This is a genomic window from Nostoc sp. (assembly GCF_036919575.1).
Taxonomy (GTDB): domain Bacteria; phylum Cyanobacteriota; class Cyanobacteriia; order Cyanobacteriales; family Nostocaceae; genus Nostoc.
Window position 1 is genome coordinate 1 of record NZ_JBALBY010000032.1, and the last position, 18,920, is coordinate 18,920.

Consider the following 18,920-nt stretch of genomic DNA (forward strand, 5'->3'; position numbering starts at 1 on the left):
GGGGGATGAGGGGGATGAGGGGGATGAGGGGGATGAGGGGGATGAGGGGGATGAGGGGGATGAGGGGGATGAGGGGGATGAGGGGGATGAGGGAGGTTAATGCTTAATTAGCCAAGGTGATGGTTTGTTAATTATGTGTACTAGACCGCTGAGAACTTGGTTGTATGTACCATATAGTTCTCGACCTATTTCAATATTCATGTAGTTGCACTTAACAGCAAACTCAATCCAAGTTTGAGTTTCTGCTGATTCTGCCTCACAGTCATTCAACTTAGCCACAAAAGCAGCTTGATATCTTCTTTTACGCCATCCCTCAGCAAAATTAGCACAAACTGAACGTGAGGAGCGACGAATCTGATCGGTTAATGAATAACGCTCCTCTACTGGAAACTTTTTTGATAGTTCAAAAATTATCATGGCTGAATCAAAAGCCATTTTATAAACTTCTAAATCCTTGTGATCTTTAATAACTTTTGTACTGTTCTCCCTCATCCCCCTCATCTCCCTCATCTCCCTCATCTCCCTCATCTCCCTCATCTCCCTCATCTCCCTCATCTCCCCCATCTCCCCCATCTCCCTCATCTCCCCCATCTCCCTCATCCCCCTCATCCCCCCAAATAACTACGATCCAGTAGGCATCACCTGTGGTTGCAAATAGTAAATCAAATCCTGAATTCCCTTTTGCAGATAACGCGTTACCGTCATTGGACTAGTGCCAATATTCTTAGCAGCATCCTTGCGAGAAAGTTCCTTCAAAAATACCATTTCAACTGCCATGCGGGGCTTGTCTTCTAACATATTTATTGCGCCTTGGAGTTGTTGCCGTTCTTCTTCTTCTTGCAGAAGCAGATGAGAACGAGGACAAGGAAGTGCCTCACCCAAGGTTATTTGGCAATCAACATAGTTAAGTGCGGTCGCATCTAAACTCAAAGGCATACGGTTTTGAGCAGCTAACTTGGTTTCTTGCCATTCTTGCAGAGATACCTGAAGTTCCTTGGCGATTTCAGCATCTTTGGGAAGGCGACCTAAAGACATTGCCAAGTCCTTGCGAATCTTTTGTCCTTCATTGTACAGTTCTTGCCAACGACGGGGAATTCTTAATAGAGTACTGCGATCGCGCAAAAAGTGTAGCATCTCACCACGAATATATGGTACAGCAAAGGAACTAAAAGCATATCCTTGGCTAGGGTCGAAGCGCTCAATTGCCCTAATCAAACCAAAATAACCGATTTGCTCTAAATCTTCATAAGGTTCATTACATTGATGGCTGAATTTATGAGCCATCTTTCGCACCAAGCCAGTATGTAACTGTACAAGTTTATTACGAAGTTTAATAGAAGGATTCTGGTGGTACAAGTGTAATAATTCTATACCATCAATTCGTAAAGAGGACTCACTTGTTGCCATATACATTCCCTTGTTGTAACTCCTATTCCTAAGAAAGTGGAGCTGCGTATATTTTCTTTTAAGCTGTCATTATTTTCCCTAGTCAAGGCGGAATAAGCTATCGTCGTTTCACTGAACTTATCAGGGGTCGGACTCCATAAATCAGTATTTTTACGCATGATTTTGCTAACCTCTCTGTTGCAGGTTATTTTTGATTTTTAGATGAAAATTTCAACCTTGCATCATCTTTTTTGTTTAGTTGTCTTCTAACTTGCGTAACCCCTTCCTGGTTTCTTCCCCTAAATCTTGGTAAGAATAGGAATAAGCAGAACGTTTTCCTAAAAAACAGTTTTTCAATATGAGCAATACCAGTAATTTTCGTGAAGCTATGCGTGAGGCTAAATCTCACGCCCTCGTTGGCCCAAATGTGATTGCCAACGCCCTCCCCTACGTTGGTGGTGGATTGGTGCTAACGGCATTAGGAACCTACGGCGGTTTGGGAGTTATCCGCACTAATCCCGGAATATTCTTTCCCACCTTCATTGGTGCGGTGATTTTGGAGTTAATTTTGTTCTTTGTTGCCCAAAATGTTGCCCAAAAAGGTAACAAGGGACTTGCACTACCCCTGTTGGCAACCTACAGCCTGTTGTCTGGATATACTCTCAGTGGCTTGATATTTGTCGCTTTGAGATCCCAAGGTGTTGGCATTCAAGGCATTGGGTTGGCTGCCCTTGGTTGTGGCATCACCTTTATTTTCGCCCGTCAAATTGGTTCAAATCTCTCTGAACAAGACGGGATGGCTTTGACGAAAACCATCAATCTCGGCGTCATCGCTTTGGTGGTTGTGTGTCTAGCCCAATTCGGGTTTGCCATGTTTGGTGTTTACACGCCAAATTGGTTAGAAATCGCCATCTCCGGTTTGGGGGTGTTTCTATTTGTTGGGGTTTCTGTTGTCGATTTCTACATCTTGCCCCGCACTTACAGCGATGACCAATATCTGCCTGCTGCTTTATCGATGTACCTCACTTACATCAACTTGTTCGTCTTTATCTTGCGGTTGCTAATTTCCCTAAATGGCCGCAATTAATTGTCTGTAGGTACTAAGAAAAGTAAAGTTTTATAAAGTAAAACCCGTGATTGAATTTTTAGCAACCACGGTTTTTTTCATCGTTTTAATAGTAGAATGTCTAGATAAGTTCAGCCTCAAGTGAGCAAAACTATGCTAGAACTCTTAAATATCAAGCGCGAAGTAGAAAGGTTGTCTAATCTCTTGACCAAGGCTGAAGGCTGTCTTTGACCTCCGATATTTGACTGCAAGAATTCAATACTTAGATCAAGTAATTGCTCAACCAGATTTTTGGAATAATCCAACCCGTGCTTATGAAGTACTTCAAGAAATTGAATACTCGATATTTTACAAGCATCAGGAATATCAGCGCTGGTGTTCGATTCTAGAAGATATCAAGGCTGCACTTGAATTGTTGGAATTATCAGCCGATGATCAATTGTTTCAAGAGGCGCAAACCAACCTTACCCAACTTCAGCAAGAACTCGAAACAGCAGAAATACGACAGTTATTGTCTGACTCCTACGACCAAAAAGGTGCATTTCTTACTATTACTGCTGAGGTTAATGGTGCAGATGCTGAATATTGGGGATATATGCTGCTACGAATGTACTGTAAATGGGGAGAAAGCCACAGTTACAAAATTCTGTTAGTGGAAGAATCTCGCGGAGATTTCGCTGGGATTAAATTTGCCTCCTTGGAAATAATCGGTCGTTATGCATACGGCTGCCTTAAATCAGAAACAGGCACACATCAACTACAGCAGATATCGCCCTTCGATGTTACTAACAGGTTGCAGACGAGTTTAGCCAGTGTAGAAGTCAGCCCGATTCTAGATGAGTCTGTTGATTTTGAGATTCCAAAGAAGGATTTAGAAATTACTTTGCCGCGCCCACAGCGGAATGTCAACCGCCCAGAAATATGGGTGCGGGTGTTTCACATTCCTACCGGGATTAGTGTATTTTGCGACCAACAGCGTAGTCAGATAGAAAACAAAGAGAAAGCCTTAGCTATTATCAAGAGTAAACTGTTTGCGATGTCTACGACGGGCTGCGCCTACGCACTAGCCCAAGGTGTCCAACAAATTAACAAAATTCAACCTCGGCAGATAAAATCCTTATCCAACAAGCTCATCCGGGAATATATTTTGCATCCTTACACCAAGGTGAAAGATTTACGTACCAATATAGAAACACCTGCTGTGGCAGAGGTTTTGGACGGTGAAATTGATTTGTTTATCAAATCCTATCTGCAACAACAAAATGAAACCACTTCTGTTACCCAAGAAACGCTTGATAATTTCAAGTAATTTTACCTAACCCCCAGCCCCTTCCCTGCTAGGGAAGGGGAGCAAGAATCCAAGCCTCTCGACCTTTCGGCGAGAGGTTTGGATCTGACTTTTCACGGTATCTGGAAAACCTCACTTCTATTTCTCTCTCCTTTTAGGAGAGAGACTTTGAACAAAGTTTAGGGGTTTAATTCCCCTGCCTCTACAGGCAGCACGTTTTGATGCCTAAATCTAAATCCCCGTCACAAAACGTAATTGCGAATTGCGAATTGCGAATTGCGAATTGCGAATTGGTTTAACCCACAGCTGATCTGGACGCTTAAAAAAGCTAAGTTATGGGAGTTTTGCTAAAACCCGAATGAATTCCAGGGGTAAGCCATCAGTATCGGCGATGAAAGCCACTTCGTAAATGCGATCGCCTATTTGCTGTTGTGTCGGTTCTAAAAGTACCTTCAAAGGTTGTAATTCTTCTGCTTGACTCTCAGCCGCCAGCAATACACGTTCTTGTAAACTTGTCAACCAGCTAGGTAAATCTGGTGTAATCTCAGTTAAATCGAACGAGAGATGATAATATCCCACATAATGTTCGTCAGCAAACGCGTCTGGGGCTGGTTTTGGTTCAGGAATTTGGATCAGTTCAATTCTGCCGCCCAATCCTTCCATCCAGCAAGCTAGAGTGTAGCCCGTAGTAAAGCGTTCCGAAATTGTAAACCCTAAATGTTCGTAGAAAGCGATCGCTCGATGAATATTCGCAGTCCGAATCGAAGCGTGGTGCATAATTAGTCATTAGTCATTAGTCATTAGTCATTAGTCAAATGACCAATGACTAATGACCATTACTCAAACAACCTGAAATAAGGGTAACGTACAGGGACGCCAGGTTCTTTTTCCAAGTCAAAATTAATCACTTCCCAACAGGGATCTTCTGAGGTATCAGGGCTAAACTCCACGGGTAAGCCATACAAACGCGCAGCAGTAGCTTCTGGTTGTCCAGAACGCCAAGGTGTACTGCGTTCTAAGTAGCCACTCATCAATTCCTGATAGCGTAGAGCAATAATCACTTTTGTTGCTCGATAGCCTTGGGTATACAGCTTGTCTAATGCTTCGTGAATTTCAAAGCGAATACCATCGGGATGAGTATGCTGTCTATACCATTCATTATTCCACCTCCGCCAATGACGCCCCGATTGCAAATGGATTAATTCTCCATTTTTAGGATTAACTTCAAAGGCGCCATGACGCGGACACAAATACGTATCTGTCAGTGTCAGCGCCGGAATAGTCTGGCGACAATGGGGACACTGTATTTCAGGCCCAAACATCGGGTACTGCAAACCTGGATTCATCATGAAGTGCGTACAAACATAATTTTGTCTTCACCAGCACTAGTCGGTTGGATTATACACTTCGGCTCAACCACTTTGGGTTACTTGCTCACTGCTGCATAGACACGGAGTTGCGGCAGGAACATTGTTTACTAGTGTTTTCCTCAGCGTAGAGGCTTGATGGTGTGATATCCTGGTTGTGCAACCAGCCTTAAAGGTTGGAGTTTCTCCAGTGTTCCTGGGTATCATACTTCATATTCTATCGTGTCTACCGCTTCTTACTGGACATCTCCCGATTTTTCTCAAGCTGCCTTCATCGCAGCCAATGCTGTTGTTATGGGTTCGGTAAATATAGCAGCAGGGGTGAGCATTTGGTATGGAGCAGTGGTTAGGGGAGATGTTGAACGCATTGAAATTGGCGAATGCACAAATATTCAAGATGGAGTAATTCTACATGGTGATCCTGGTTTTCCGACAATTTTAGAAGATCATGTTACCGTAGGGCATCGCGCTGTGGTACATTCCGCTTACATTGAGCGTGGAAGTTTGATTGGCATTGGCGCAGTGATTTTAGACGGGGTACGAGTGGGCGCTGGTAGCATTATTGGTGCTGGCGCAGTGGTAACTAAAAATATACCGCCTCTGTCCCTAGTTGTCGGCATTCCTGGCAAAGTGTTACGAGAGGTAACAGAAGTTGAAGCCGCAGAACTGATTGAACACGCTAAACGTTACCAAAAGTTAGCTTTAGTTCATGCTGGTAAGGGTACTGATATTGGCTTTAGCAAGGCTTAGGGAGTGGGGAGAAATCAATTCAAAATTCAAAATTCAAAATTCAAAATTGTCCGCGCAGCGTCTCGTAGAGAAGAAAAGACTGGGGGAGAAGTAGCTATAATTTAAATATTCTTTACATAGTTAGGTGGGAAAAATTGCCCACTTCAGCTAAAAATGAAAATGAGAGCAGTTGACAAAACTTTAATTTCTACTTAAAAGAGGGGTTCTAGATATGGATTCTATCGATTTCCGTATAGCGATCGTTTTAGCACCAGTAGCCATTGCTGCTAGCTGGGCAGTGTTTAATATTGGCGCTGCGGCTTTAAGACAAGTTCAAGGCTTTTTGGATAGGGAAGCCTAAATTCGGCTTAATATCATTACTCTTCAACCGGCTGTTTCTATTTATGGGGACAGTCGGTTTTATTTGTCATTTGTCAGTCGTCCCCCACTTCCTATTACCCCTTCTGTGGATATCGATTCTGTAATACAACCCCTGCAACGCTTTGGTGTGCATCTAGGACTCGATCGCATTGTCAATCTATTGGCAAATCTCGGCAATCCCCATCACCAAGTCCCGGTAATTCACGTTGCTGGTACTAATGGTAAAGGTTCTGTCTGTGCTTATCTTTCCTCAGTACTTACTGAGGCTGGTTATCGTACAGGACGCTACACTTCCCCTCATTTAGTTGATTGGACGGAACGTATTTGTCTGAATGAACAGCCAATTTCCTCTGAAGAATTGAGCCAATTATTAGAAAAAGTCCAAGGGTTGATTCTCTCAGAGGACGAACCGCCAACTCAGTTTGAAGTAATTACGGCGGCTGGTTGGTTATATTTTGCCCAGCAGCAAGTCGATGTGGCTGTGGTAGAAGTCGGACTAGGAGGGCGCTTAGATGCTACCAATGTTTGTTTGGAACCCTTAGTTACGATCATCACTTCCATCAGCCGGGAACACTGGCAGCAACTTGGCCCTACCGTCGCTGACATTGCTAGAGAAAAAGCAGGTATTCTCAAACCTGGATGTCCCGTTGTGGTTGGAACATTGCCACCAGAGGCAGAGAAAGTGGTGCGATCGCGTGCTTTAGAATTAAAATGCCCCATTTTTACGCCTCAACCCGCCCGTGAAATCTCTACAGGATGGGCAGAATATCAAACACTTCAAAATTCAAAATTAATTAAATATCCTTTACCGTTAGCGGGACAGATTCAATTAACTAATTCAGCTTTGGCTTTAGCTGCTTTAGAAATTCTTCAACAAAAGGGTTGGCAGATTTCTGAAGAAACCATAATTAACGGCATGGCAAAAACTAAATGGCCGGGGCGAATGCAATGGACTACTTGGAAAAACCATAAATTATTACTTGATGGCGCTCATAATACCGCCGCCGCCCAAGTTCTTCGCCAGTATGTCGATAGCTTAGACGCAGTTAACCACAAGCCCGTCAATTGGGTTATAGGAATGTTTTCCGATAAGGATCATGCGGATATTTTTACCGCCTTGCTGCGACCAGGCGATCGCCTTTTTTTAGTACCAATACCAGTAGAACCTTGGCCGGGTAGAACTTCTGCCGATCTACACGAATTAGCAAACCTAGCTTATAGCATTTGTCCCCAATTAAGCGATCGCCAAATGCATCCAGATTTATTCACAGCACTGGAGGCCGCAACCTCAACCCCCACCACAGACGATTTAATCGTTTTGTGTGGTTCCCTTTATTTAGTCGGAGATTTTTTACAAAAAGGGAGTAGGGAATAGGGAATAGGGAATAATGATGCGTGTCAACTTAAGGTTAAAAGGGCGGTTATAAACCGCGTCTACACAGACAAAACCCACCTTCGTGGGTTAAGAACCCCTGATTTTGCATTAGTCCACGAAGGTGGACTTTGTTTGTGTAGCCGCGAATTCCATTCGCCAAGGCTTAAGTAATGCCCCATGCCCCACTCCCCACTCCCCATTCCCCATTCACCACTCCCCACTCCCCACTCCCCTAATTTATCTTTGATCCCACTCCTGCGCCGCATCCTCTACAGCTTTATCTACAGTCTTCTGGTCTAACATTGCTGCTTGCAAGTTTTCGTAAACTGCCTTTTGCAGTTTGTTGAAATCCTTCAAAGTGGGGGTTAATATTTCTCCATGTTGCAGTTCTTTGGCACTGAGAACTCGCGCTTTTTCTATTGTTGAAGCATTGGCTGGAATATCTTTAAAGTAACTATCAGACAATGCTTTGACTGTTGAAGGTAGGACATTTGCAGCTTTAGCAAAGGCTAACTGATTTTCGTCATTGGTGACAAATAAAGCAAATTTTACAGCGTCGTCTGGTTGTTTAGTGTCGCGGGGAATGACTATGTTCATCACCGCGACATTTTTTTTACCTGTGTTACCAGTCAATTGAGGTGCTATTCCCGAAGCTTGAGCAATTTTTGGGGCATTATTAGCGATCGTTTTCAGAAACTCTGGCCCAGAAGCTAGAAACGCAGTCTCTCCAGATTGGTATAAATCGATCGCGTGGCGATGTCCTTGCGTCAAAACCTCTTTCGGAAGCAACCCTTTTTTATACAAATCTACCCAATACTGAAACGCTGCTTTACCTTGTGGCGAATTAAACGCCGCTTTCCCATCAGCATTTATTAAAGTGACGCCCATTTGCACGAAAGATTCCAGCACTTCCCCGGAATCTTGCGGTACGAAAGTCACAAAAAAGGCATATTTCCCCGTCTTATCTTTAATTTGTTGGGCTGCTTGTGCCAATTCTGCGTAGGTTGCAGGTGGTTTATTGATACCGCCCTGTTTTAATAAATCGGTGTTATAAATAGTTAACCTTGTGGTGAGATACCAAGGAATCCCAAAACTCTTGCCATTGAGCGTACTTGATTTCCAGATATTCGGTAGATAGGAGGAACGTACATCGTTTGGGACTTTCGCATCTAAATCTAACCAAGCATTTCGTCCGGCAAGTTGGGAAGCGAAACCCGGATTGAGGTTAACTACATCAGGTGGCGTTTTTGCGGAGACAGCTGTTAATATTTTGTTCTCCATCGCCGCCCAAGGTACATCAACCCAGTTAACCTTTATACCTGGATTTTGCGATTCAAAATTCGCAATTAGGCTTTTGAAGTAGTCGTTAAATTGAGGTTGGAGTTGCATTGTCCAAAACTCAACAGTTGCCGATCCTGAACTAGCCTGTTTTGTACTTGTACCAACATTACCTGTGCTGCAACTTACAATCCAACTGATTAATAAGCCAAGCAGTGCCAAAGCACCAAGTTGTTTAAATTTTCGTAATTGAATCATTTTCCCAGTATTTTTACGCTTGCTCAGTCTGAAAAGCTTAGGCAGAATTGTCGAGATTATCGGCTAAATAAATTACTTAGCACAAAATCCATCCTTTACATTTAAATTTTCAATTTAGCAGTCCAGCGGGCACAACTGTGGTAAAAAGCTTCACTAGTCTGTTTGACAAATCGAATAAAGGGGCCGGCATTGAACTTGTGGTCAAAAAGTTCAATGGTCTGTTTGGCAAAGCGAATAAAGGAGTTGGCATTGAACTTGCTCCCGAACGGGTAAATGTAGTTCAACTACGTAAGCAGGGTCAAGGCTTGAAACTAGAAACCTTTATATCGGTACCAGTTCCAGAAGGCATAGTTATCGATGGTCAAATCAGCGACCCCGCAACAATGGCCGAATTAATCCAGCAGGCGCTAGCTGAGAGCAAAATTAAAACTTCTCGCGTTGCCACTGCTGTACCGGGGCGAGATTCCATCGTTCGGATAATACCCATGCCAACGGAGTTAGATGACAAAGAACTGCGAGAAATGGTGCTAAACCATGAAGCAGGTTTGTATTTACCCTATCCTCGTGAAGAAGCTGATGTCGATTATCAGAAACTTGACTACTTTGTAGATGAAGATGGCATTGAAAAAGTACACGTACTCCTAGTTGCCACCCGCAAGGAGATAACGGATACCTATATAAGTACATTCGAGCAGGCAGGATTACAACTCGATGTTTTAGAAATTAACAGTTTTGCTTTGATTCGGACTATTCGTGAGCAACTGCGACAATTTGGGCCGCAAGAAGCAGCAGTATTAGTTGATATCGAGTTCGATAGTACAGAAATCGCCATCATCGTTAACGGAGTGCCGCAATTTTCGCGCACAGTCCCCATCGGGACTTATCAAATGCAAACTGCCTTAGCAAGGACAATGAGCTTACCCACGTCACGAGATATGGATTTGTTATATGGAATGATTATTCCCCCAACTCCTATAGACGGTGGCAAAACCGGTGTTACCGAACTCGATCCTGGTATGGCAGCCATATTGAGAGTATTGGGAGAACTAACAGATGAACTGCGCCGTTCCATCGATTTTTATCTCAATCAAAGTGAAAATTTGGAGGTAGCACAGATTTTATTAGCTGGCCCAGGAGGTGGACTCCAACAGCTAGATGAATTTTTTACCCAACGATTGAGCTTGCCAACTACCCAAATAGATCCAATTGGGGCTTTATCTTTGGAAGTTGACATTGAGAAATATCCACAGGTGCAACGCTCTGGCTTGGCGATTGTACTTGGTCTAGGAATGCGGGAGGTGTAACAGAATGTACAGCCTAGATGTTAATTTTCTTAAAGACCGGCCAGCATACCAGGGAAATACTGAGAAAAAGAGAGGAAAAGCCCTAAAGTTTCCGGCGGGGAATTTAATGCCAGTCTATCTGGGAGTTGGACTAGGTATAGGTCTTCCAGCTTTATTGGGAGTTAGTTGGTGGTTTTTGCAAGGGAAGATTGTGGAATTACAGGGGACAGCAGCACAGTTAGACCAAGAAAGCAAGAGGTTAGATACAGAAATCGGAAATATCACTAAAATCAAAACCGAGACGATCGCAGTTAAAGGAGAAACTCAAGCTTTAGTCAGTGTCTTTGATCAGATTCGACCTTGGTCAGCAATGCTGCAAGATTTGCGCGATCGCACCCCTGCGGCAGTGCAAATCGAAACCATCAAGCAAATCCCACCCGTTGCGGCGGTGGCAGGTCAGCCACCAAACAATCCCGCCGGGGGATTAGAAATTACCGGAATAGCTCGTACCTTTAACGATGTCAATGATTTCTTATTGAGTTTACAACAGTCTCTGTTCTTAAAGCCCACAGAAAGCAGAATTCTGACGGCGACATTAGTAGATGCTCCCTTAACACCAGGTGCGGGTCAACCTACTACTGGTGTAATAATTAAGCCACCCCAAGTAGTGAAATACACTATTCAATCGAACATGAGCAATGTTCCAGCTTCTTTATTAATCCAGGAGTTGGAAAAAAAAGGCACAGTAGGGTTAGTGACTCGAATTCGTAGTATGCAACAAACAGGAGTCATTCCAAAATGACGCTGAGTGATGATTTAAATTTTGCCGAACATGGTGGGGAACTCGGGCAGGAAACACCAGAGTCCCCAGTGATATTTGGTATTGCTTTCACACCAAAAATTATTGGGATTTTGGTGGGGGTAATTGGTTTAGCGGGAGCAGGTTATATATTGTTAAACCTGCTGATGCCAGCTTTGGAAAGCTATCAGCAGCAGCAAGCCAAAAACACCGAACTGCAAGGGCAAATTGACCAGAAAAAAGCCAGTATCAAACAGATTGATCGAGTTAAAGACGAGCTAGCGCAGGCAAAGCAGCAAAATATTCAGGTTTTAGGTTTATTTGCTAACGAAAAAACCTTGGATACATTGCTGTTGGATCTGAACCGCTTGATTGAGTCTGGCAATACTCCAACTTCTATTAATACAGTGAGAGCCAAGCTGAAGAAGTTTGTGCCACTTTCCCCAAAACCAGAACCGATTATCGATGGAAGTCTAGGACTACTGGTTAATGGCAAGCTGCAACGCAGCAATATCAGTGCCGAAATTACAGGAACTTATGAACAAACACAATCGATAATTCGTAACATTGAGCGTTTGCAGCCTTTGTTAATAATTAAAGATTATCAAGTAACTTCGGCTCCAGTAGAGTCAAGAAACCCATTAGATAAGACGCCGATGCCAGTGGGACCAGCAGCGATTAATACATTATTCCAATTACAGGTATTGATGCCACTTAGTCCAGAAGAAATAGCCGCAGCAGCTGCTAAAGCTGCCCCAGTTGCCCCAGTTGCCCCAGTTGTCCCGGTTGTCCCGAAAAAGTAATAGTGAACAATCTTAAGTGTCAACTTAAGCCTTGGCGAATCGAATCAGACTGTTGGCAAACAAGTAAGGAGTTAAACCCCCCAGCCCTAAAACCTCGGCTTTGCGTTACTTTCCCGCCCTGCAATAAATTGCGGGCTAATAGCTAAAGTACGTTGAAACGCACTGAAATTAAAGAAATTAAGATGGATTGGGGCTGATGGGTTAGGGACTGTTTTCAAACTCGAAGATCCCCCCTAACCCCCCGATAAATTGGGGGGAAAAGAAACTCTAAGAGCAAGCCAATTTATCGGGGAGTTGGGGGGATCTCCAAAGACTCAGGTGCTTCAAGAAAGGTTTGAAAACACGCCCTAGACGCCCGATCAATTCGCTAACAGTCTCATAAAATTCGCAGCTACACAGGCAAAGTCCGCCTCCGCGGACTAAGGGAAAAATTGAGGGTTTGAAACCCACGGAGGTGGGTTTTACTTGTGTAGACGCGGTTTCTAACCGCCGATTTAACATTAAGCGAATAGAATTCGCTCAAAATTGTTTGTAAACAAGGTTTTATAGTGTGAGGAATGAAGTGTGAAACAGCTTCACGGTAATAGTTTTATATTGGGTGCTACCGCTTTTGTATTTTTGGCAGCTCAACCAGTTTGGGCACAAATTACTCAAATTACTGATGTAAAGTTAAATCCAGTTGATGGTGGAATTAAGGTTGTTTTAAAGACTTCTTCAGGGTCACGCCCCCAAGTTTTTACGACAAAAAGAGGTAAGGCTTTAGTCGCAGATATTATCAATACTCAATTACGATTACCACAAGGTAAGAGTTTTCGTCAAGATAGCCCAGCACCAGGAATTGCGTCTGTGGAGGTTAGTCAGCTTGATGCCAATAGCATCAGGGTGATGGTAACTGGCAGCAATGACACACCTAGCAGTCAACCTGTGGTGCGATCGCTAAATGGAATTACACTCAGCTTTAGCCCATCCGCAGGCACTACAGTATCAGTCCCAACACCAACAGCGCCTACATCCACAGCACCGCCTGCTACTACTCCAGTCCAACTTGGTCAAAAGCCAAGCGTTCTCGTTCCTAACCCGCAAATCACCATTGACGGACAACCTGCACAAGCTGCTGGGCCAGGTCAACCTGTGAGTCAGGGTCCACCTTTCTTACCTAGAGCGATCGCCCCACCAGTGGGAGATATTGCCATCTCTAATACTGATGCTTCACCTAGCACTATTGACTTAGGAACTCAGGAACGCGTACCCCGTTTAGTATTGCGAGATGCGCCGGTGCGTGAGGTTTTGTCATTACTTGCGCGTGCTGCTGGTTTGAACTTGGCTTATATCGAAGGTCAGCAAGCTGCTGCTGGACAAGCAACCTCTCAAACAATCTCTTTAGATATAGAAAACGAGCCAGTGCAAGATGTGTTTAACTACGTTTTGCGCTTGAGTGGTCTAGAAGCTAATCGCAGTGGTCGGACAGTTTTTGTCGGAGTTAAACTACCGAATGCGACCCGTGACATGGTTATGCGTAGCCTGCGACTTAATCAGGTATCGGTGGGAGTAGCCCTGAACTTTTTGGTCGCCTTGGGCGCAGAAAGTGCGGTCAGCCGCGAACGACAAGTTACCAGTGTTGATGCTGTGCCTGTTGGGTCTGGAGCTGCTCCTATTACCAAAACTCAGACGACCACAGAAACCAGAGTTGAAACTCAACGCGTTAGTTTTACAGACTCTAGCCCATTACTGAGAGGTTTACAGGTATTAGGAGAAGAACGCACCAATGCCATTACCTTAATTGGCGCTCCCCGGCTAGTTGAGATGGCGATCGCTCAACTAACTCAGCTTGATATCCGCCGTCGTCAAGTGGTAGTTAACGTCAAGATTATCGATGTTAATCTTAATAACACCCAAGACTACAACACTAGCTTTTCTTTTGGGATTGGCAACAACTACTTCACCAGTGATGGTGGTGCCGCATCTCTGAATTTTGGTGGTTCTAGACCAGCTACTAGTTCTGAAGTAACAAACAGTGTGACTGCCACACCTACTATTACAAATCCAATTACAGGAACGCCATTCTTGAACACAAATGGTACTTTTACAGTTCCAAATGGAGGCTCAGGTGTCAGAGTCATACAAGACGGGGTACTCACACAAAACACACCAGGCGATGCGACCTTCCTACAACCAATTTCTCCGGCAAACAGCAATCCAACTACCCCTGGTCTTACAACTTTTACTCCAGGAACACCAGACACAGTAACAATTACTACTGATCCTCTAACTGGAAGACAAACTTCTGCTTATGCACAAGGCACTCGTGCATCAGCTGGATTCAGTTTGCCAAGCCTGTACCAATTCCCCAAACGTCTTCTCACTAGCTTGCAAGCTCAAGTGACAAATGGCAATGCCAAGATTTTGACCGACCCAACCTTAATTGTGCAAGAAGGTCAGCAAGCTCTTATCAACCTGACTCAAGAAGTCGTGGGAAATATAACCCTCCAAACAACGGATACTTCTGGTGGTTCTAGAACAGAAAGAACAATTCAGAAGCAAAACGTCGGCTTAACCTTGAATGTGAAAATTGAGCGGATTGACGATAATGGTTTCGTTTCTCTATCGGTTGCTCCTACTGTCAGCGCTCCTTCAGGCACAGCAGATACAGGAAATGGAAGTATTACTTTAGTGTCTCAGCGCTCCCTTACTTCTGGCTTAATTCGCTTGCGAGATGGTCAAACACTCATTCTCTCAGGCATCATTCAAGACCAAGACCGGTCAACTATCTCCAAGATTCCTATTTTGGGTGATCTTCCACTGATTGGTGCGCTGTTTAGAAAGACAAGCAGATCCAATCAGCGTAATGAGGTAATTGTGTTGCTCACACCTCAGATTATGGATGACTCTCAGAACTCCTCTTACGGTTATAACTACACCCCTAGCCCAGAAGTGCGGCAAATCCTTGAGCGTCGAGGTTTGAAGCTTCCTAGCAGGTAATAAAGATAATCGGTAGGTGAGTCACCGAATTTTAGATTTTAAATTTTGGATAATGGAATTGAAGATTCAAAATCCGTCTTGGAAAGTTTGCTCAAGTCGGCAGAGCCGCAAGAGCAACTTTCCGCAAAATCTAAAATTAACGTCATGTGCGACTTTCTCTCAAACCTAACCCCCAACCCCTTCCCTACAAGGGAAGGGGAGCAAAAATCAAAGCCTCTCGACCTTTCGGGGAGAGGTTTGGAGAGGGGTTCCAAGAATAAGTCGCACATCGCGTAAATTAAATAACAGAGCTAGTGACTTGATTGCTCTTTTCAATCTAAACAGGACTTACGCACTCAAAACCTGAAACCTAGATCCCCCCTAACCCCCCTTAAAAAGGGGGGAACCTTAAAAGCCCCCTTTTTAAGGGGGTTGGGGGATCTCTTGTGCGTAAGTCCTACTAAAATCTAAAATCCTTGCATTGTGTGACAGATTTTCTATCAGAAGTAAGAGCCACAAAGAAGCTAATATTTGCAACGATCGCTTCTGAAGGTACAAAAAGTTATTCATGCAAATTCAAACACCAGACTGGGTGAAACACGCTGTTTTCTACCAAATCTTTCCAGACCGCTTTGCCAGAAGCAAAAAGCCGCGCAAACGGCTGTTACACGAAGCCCGTTGGGAAGATTGGGAAGCTATGCCCACACTTCAAGGTTATAAAGGCGGGGATTTGTGGGGCATCATGGAGCAATTAGACTACATCCAAAATCTGGGGATTAACGCGATTTACTTTACACCGATTTTTCAATCCGCCAGCAATCATCGCTATCATACCCACGATTATTACCAAGTTGACCCGATGTTAGGCGGCAACGAAGCTTTTAAGGAATTGCTCGATGCAGCCCATGAACGGAATATCAAAGTTGTTCTGGATGGAGTGTTTAACCATTCCAGTCGGGGCTTTTTCTTTTTCCATGACGTTTTAGAGAATGGCCCCCATTCGCCTTGGGTAAATTGGTTCAAAATAGAAGGCTGGCCACTTTCACCATACAATGGTGAGTTACCTGCTAACTACGGGGGTTGGGTGGGAAATCGTGCCTTGCCAGAATTTAACCACGATAATCCAGAAGTCCGAGAATACATTATGGAAATTGCCGAATATTGGCTTAAATTCGGCATCGACGGTTGGCGATTGGATGTACCATTTGAAATAAAAACTCCTGGCTTTTGGCAGGAATTTCGCGATCGCACCAAAGCAGTCAATCCCGAAGCTTACATTGTGGGCGAAGTCTGGGGAGATTCCCGCCAGTGGCTAGATGGGACGCAATTTGACGGCGTGATGAATTATCTATTTGCTGGGCCGACAATTGCCTTTGCAGCTGGCGATCGCGTAGTCTTAGAACAAGTCCAAAGCCGCGACTATCAACCTTACCCACCCTTATTTGCTGCCGAGTACGCCACCAAAATCCAAGAAGTACTGCAACTTTACCCTTGGGAAATTCAGCTAACTCAACTCAATTTGCTCGCAAGTCACGATACAGCCCGATTGATGACCATTGCCGGCGGCGATATCGAGAGTATAGAATTGTCAACTTTACTGCTACTCACCTTTCCCGGTGCCTCCAGCATCTACTATGGTGATGAAGTTGGCTTACCTGGAGGAATAGACCCAGACTCACGTCGTGGTTTTCCTTTAGAGACTAACTGGAATCAAGAAATTTTCAATACTCACCGCCAATTAATTGCCCTCCGCCACACTTACCCAGCCTTGCGTACAGGTGATTACCAAGTCCTCCATGCTCAAGGACAACTTTATATCTTTGCGCGAACTTTAGGGACAGAGGAATTGATAATTGCCGTCAACGCTGGCACAAGTTCGGCAACAGCGAATGTAGATATCGCCAGTTTACGTACTCAACCTAACAAGCTGTTATATGGCAATGCTGAGGTTGAGTGGAATGGTGAAGGGGAAACTCAGCAGTTGTCATTGAGTCTTTCCTCTCGCAGTGGGTGCATTGTGGGAGTGGGGAGTGGGGAGTAGGGAGTAGGGAGTGGGGGGATGAGGGGGATGAGGGGGATGAGGGGGATGAGGGGGATGAGGAGAATAACCAATGCCCCATGCCCAATGCCCAATGCCCAATGCCCCATGCCCCATGCCCAATGCCCAATGCCCCATGCCCCATGCCCTTAACTTCCGGCAACCACCCCAGGCATCAACACCGCATCAATAATATGGATCACGCCATTGTCTGCCAAAATGTCTGTTTTGAGGACATTGGCGTTATTCACCTTAAATTTCCCATCAGCAGATTCAATGGCTACAATAGACCCCTCAAGCGTCTCTGCCTCATTAATCTGTACCAAGTCATCAGAGCGAACATCCCCACTAGCGATGTGATACGCCACAATTTTCTTGAGCTTGGGGATGTCTTGTAGTAGTGAATCTAAAGTTCCCTCTGGGAGACTGGCAAAGGCTTCGTCAGTCGGTGCAAAGAGTGTGAAAGAGCCAGGGCTTTTCAGAATTTCTATGAGATTTGCAGCTTCAGCAGCCTTCACCAGGGTAGTGAAGTTTCCCGCCTTCACAGCAGTTTCCACAAGGTCAGCCATAAGGGTGTGTGATTTTATTCAGGTAATATTATCAGTAACTTATATTGATTAAAACACTCTCAACCTCTATCAAGAGAGAGGTTGCTGGCGATTAAACAGACAGCAGCAGATTTATTAGTACTGCTACACTGGGGAATGACCCCAAGAACCACTGATTATGCTAAAGCGTTCTAAGTTCGAGACAACTCAATCTCAGATTATGCTCCGTGCTGAGGAACTGATTGGTGCAGCCTCAAATCGTTACCGCATTACGGTTCAGGTGGCAAATCGTGCTAAACGTCGGCGTTATGAGGACTTTGAAAATAACGAAGATGTGATGATGAAGCCAGTGCTAAGGGCAATTATCGAAATGTCTGATGAATTGACTCAGCCAGAAATTATTGGGGAACTATAAAACAGGAGTCAGAATTCAGAATTCAGAATTCAGAATTGAGAACACTCTACCCATAAAGGGATAGAGTTTTAAGGCGAGAATATTTTAATTTTTTTCGCCCAGCAGGGGCGAGGTTTTCACCAATATTCATCACTCACTCGTACAGAATTCATACTGAATTCTGACTCCTGAGTTCTGAATTCTTCTTATAAAATAGTGCTGAGTTGAGAGTGCTGTTAGTGGATAGCTAGGGTTTAGCCCATGCTGAATGAAAACGATGAAAAAGAAAAAACCTCTACCTAGATCAATTCTCTTAAAACTCGCAACTCATTACTCACCACTACTGCTTACCTTAATGGTAGTGGGTGTAATTCCTTTGGGTTCAGGGGCGGGCAAATTAATACATACAAATTTATTTAGTATCCAACCTGCGATCGCAGCGCCAACGCCAAGGCTATATGCTCAGAGAATTACTCCTAGCGATGTTTGGCAGCTAGTATATCAGCAATTGCCAGATTTGCCACGGGAAAATAAGTATATCAGCAAAGAAAATGGCAAAGTTGCCGAAAATAACACCCTGGTAAATCGCCTGATTAGATATCACATTTATACCAAAGGACGCGCCCCAATTTATCGCTTGGATTGGAAGCTGACTTTAGCTGATTACCTGGGTGCAAACGAAATTATGTATGATAATAGCTATCCAGGAAATGATTCATTACGGGAAAATCCGATAGAAGGCGATCGCAAAGCCATCAGCCATCTCACCCGCAGCCAGCGAAATGCCCTAGTACAAGTCTTAGTCAATATATTTAATCCCTCTTCCCAAAAAACCCGATCTCCTAGCCCCAACACCACACCCAGTCCGACTACATCCACTCCCCCACAGCCACCCCAACGAGGCGGTGCAGAATTATTGAGGTAAGGAGATAATTTTGACTACTATCGGATCTAAAGCTTATTTTCAGA

The 18,920-nt window shown here is 44.3% G+C and carries 20 protein-coding genes; 14 read left to right on the forward strand and 6 right to left on the reverse strand.

Annotated elements, in window-relative coordinates:
* Positions 1 to 96 precede the first annotated feature (96 nt).
* A complete protein-coding gene (locus V7K27_RS10330) occupies positions 97 to 492 on the reverse strand; it encodes a four helix bundle protein (RefSeq protein WP_334946778.1) in 396 nt (131 codons plus the stop codon).
* Here V7K27_RS10330 and V7K27_RS10335 point away from each other — a divergent pair.
* Positions 474 to 635: a hypothetical protein gene (locus tag V7K27_RS10335; RefSeq protein ID WP_334946781.1), complete on the forward strand. Its 162-nt coding sequence runs from the start codon at positions 474 to 476 to the stop codon at positions 633 to 635. The genes V7K27_RS10330 and V7K27_RS10335 overlap by 19 nt on opposite strands.
* Here the strand turns inward: V7K27_RS10335 and V7K27_RS10340 are convergent.
* Positions 622 to 1,407 (reverse strand): RNA polymerase sigma factor SigF, encoded by a 786-nt coding sequence (locus V7K27_RS10340; RefSeq protein WP_334946783.1) that lies wholly within the window; start codon positions 1,405 to 1,407, stop codon positions 622 to 624. The genes V7K27_RS10335 and V7K27_RS10340 overlap by 14 nt on opposite strands.
* 337 nt (positions 1,408 to 1,744) lie before the next feature.
* Here V7K27_RS10340 and V7K27_RS10345 point away from each other — a divergent pair, with 337 nt between their 5' ends.
* Positions 1,745 to 2,473 carry a Bax inhibitor-1/YccA family protein gene (locus tag V7K27_RS10345; protein WP_334832723.1) on the forward strand — a complete coding sequence of 243 codons (729 nt, stop codon included), beginning with the start codon at positions 1,745 to 1,747 and terminating at the stop codon, positions 2,471 to 2,473.
* 132 nt (positions 2,474 to 2,605) lie between these two features.
* A protein-coding gene (locus V7K27_RS10350; protein WP_334946785.1) for a PCRF domain-containing protein occupies positions 2,606 to 3,761 on the forward strand; the annotation gives its coding sequence in 2 pieces (ribosomal slippage) (positions 2,606 to 2,680 and positions 2,682 to 3,761; 1,155 coding nt in all).
* A 312-nt stretch (positions 3,762 to 4,073) separates the two neighbouring features.
* On the opposite strand, the gene V7K27_RS10355 is transcribed toward V7K27_RS10350, so the two are convergent.
* Together V7K27_RS10355 and V7K27_RS10360 are read right to left on the reverse strand one after the other, a co-directional pair.
* A complete protein-coding gene (locus V7K27_RS10355; RefSeq protein ID WP_334946787.1) occupies positions 4,074 to 4,517 on the reverse strand; it encodes a VOC family protein in 444 nt (147 codons plus the stop codon).
* A 59-nt stretch (positions 4,518 to 4,576) separates the two neighbouring features.
* A complete protein-coding gene (locus V7K27_RS10360) occupies positions 4,577 to 5,086 on the reverse strand; it encodes a TIGR02652 family protein (protein WP_442947606.1) in 510 nt (169 codons plus the stop codon).
* Positions 5,087 to 5,329: 243 nt separating this feature from the next.
* Between V7K27_RS10360 and V7K27_RS10365 the strand changes: the two genes are divergently transcribed.
* The 4 genes from V7K27_RS10365 to V7K27_RS10380 all read left to right on the forward strand — a co-directional run bounded on the left by V7K27_RS10365 (position 5,330) and on the right by V7K27_RS10380 (position 7,839).
* Entirely contained in the window at positions 5,330 to 5,857 is a 528-nt protein-coding gene (locus V7K27_RS10365; protein ID WP_334946791.1) for a gamma carbonic anhydrase family protein, read from the forward strand.
* Between the two features lie 211 nt (positions 5,858 to 6,068).
* The gene (locus V7K27_RS10370; protein ID WP_334946793.1) at positions 6,069 to 6,197 is read left to right on the forward strand and encodes a photosystem II protein Y; all 129 of its coding nucleotides are present in this window, start codon (positions 6,069 to 6,071) and stop codon (positions 6,195 to 6,197) included.
* 105 nt (positions 6,198 to 6,302) lie between these two features.
* On the forward strand, positions 6,303 to 7,592 hold the full coding sequence (locus V7K27_RS10375; RefSeq protein WP_334946879.1) for a bifunctional folylpolyglutamate synthase/dihydrofolate synthase: 1,290 nt from the start codon (positions 6,303 to 6,305) through the stop codon (positions 7,590 to 7,592).
* Positions 7,593 to 7,713: 121 nt separating this feature from the next.
* Positions 7,714 to 7,839, forward strand: a complete 126-nt coding sequence (locus tag V7K27_RS10380) for a hypothetical protein (RefSeq protein WP_334946795.1) — start codon at positions 7,714 to 7,716, stop codon at positions 7,837 to 7,839.
* On the opposite strand, the gene V7K27_RS10385 is transcribed toward V7K27_RS10380, so the two are convergent.
* Positions 7,830 to 9,128, reverse strand: a complete 1,299-nt coding sequence (locus V7K27_RS10385; RefSeq protein WP_334946797.1) for an ABC transporter substrate-binding protein — start codon at positions 9,126 to 9,128, stop codon at positions 7,830 to 7,832. The two genes, V7K27_RS10380 and V7K27_RS10385, sit on opposite strands and share 10 nt — an antisense overlap.
* A 197-nt stretch (positions 9,129 to 9,325) precedes the next feature.
* Here V7K27_RS10385 and pilM point away from each other — a divergent pair, with 197 nt between their 5' ends.
* The 5 genes from pilM (at position 9,326) to V7K27_RS10410 (ending at position 17,012) form a co-directional block, all read left to right on the forward strand.
* Positions 9,326 to 10,432 (forward strand): type IV pilus biogenesis protein PilM, encoded by a 1,107-nt coding sequence (gene pilM, locus V7K27_RS10390; protein ID WP_334946799.1) that lies wholly within the window; start codon positions 9,326 to 9,328, stop codon positions 10,430 to 10,432.
* Between the two features lie 4 nt (positions 10,433 to 10,436).
* Positions 10,437 to 11,213, forward strand: a complete 777-nt coding sequence (locus V7K27_RS10395; protein WP_334946801.1) for a PilN domain-containing protein — start codon at positions 10,437 to 10,439, stop codon at positions 11,211 to 11,213.
* Complete coding sequence (locus tag V7K27_RS10400; RefSeq protein WP_334946803.1) at positions 11,210 to 12,013, forward strand: pilus assembly protein PilO; 804 nt, start codon at positions 11,210 to 11,212, stop codon at positions 12,011 to 12,013. Before V7K27_RS10395 ends, V7K27_RS10400 begins: the two co-directional genes overlap by 4 nt.
* A 564-nt stretch (positions 12,014 to 12,577) precedes the next feature.
* Positions 12,578 to 14,992 (forward strand): AMIN domain-containing protein, encoded by a 2,415-nt coding sequence (locus V7K27_RS10405; protein ID WP_334946805.1) that lies wholly within the window; start codon positions 12,578 to 12,580, stop codon positions 14,990 to 14,992.
* A 547-nt stretch (positions 14,993 to 15,539) separates the two neighbouring features.
* Positions 15,540 to 17,012, forward strand: a complete 1,473-nt coding sequence (locus tag V7K27_RS10410) for a glycoside hydrolase family 13 protein (RefSeq protein WP_334946807.1) — start codon at positions 15,540 to 15,542, stop codon at positions 17,010 to 17,012.
* 146 nt (positions 17,013 to 17,158) lie between these two features.
* On the opposite strand, the gene V7K27_RS10415 is transcribed toward V7K27_RS10410, so the two are convergent.
* A complete protein-coding gene (locus V7K27_RS10415) occupies positions 17,159 to 17,578 on the reverse strand; it encodes a fasciclin domain-containing protein (RefSeq protein WP_334946809.1) in 420 nt (139 codons plus the stop codon).
* A 157-nt stretch (positions 17,579 to 17,735) separates the two neighbouring features.
* On the opposite strand from V7K27_RS10415, the gene V7K27_RS10420 reads away from it, so the two are divergent.
* Together V7K27_RS10420 and V7K27_RS10425 are read left to right on the forward strand one after the other, a co-directional pair.
* Positions 17,736 to 17,972, forward strand: a complete 237-nt coding sequence (locus V7K27_RS10420) for a DNA-directed RNA polymerase subunit omega (protein WP_334832704.1) — start codon at positions 17,736 to 17,738, stop codon at positions 17,970 to 17,972.
* Between the two features lie 256 nt (positions 17,973 to 18,228).
* Positions 18,229 to 18,876: a hypothetical protein gene (locus V7K27_RS10425; RefSeq protein WP_334946811.1), complete on the forward strand. Its 648-nt coding sequence runs from the start codon at positions 18,229 to 18,231 to the stop codon at positions 18,874 to 18,876.
* The last annotated feature ends 44 nt before the right edge of the window (positions 18,877 to 18,920 follow it).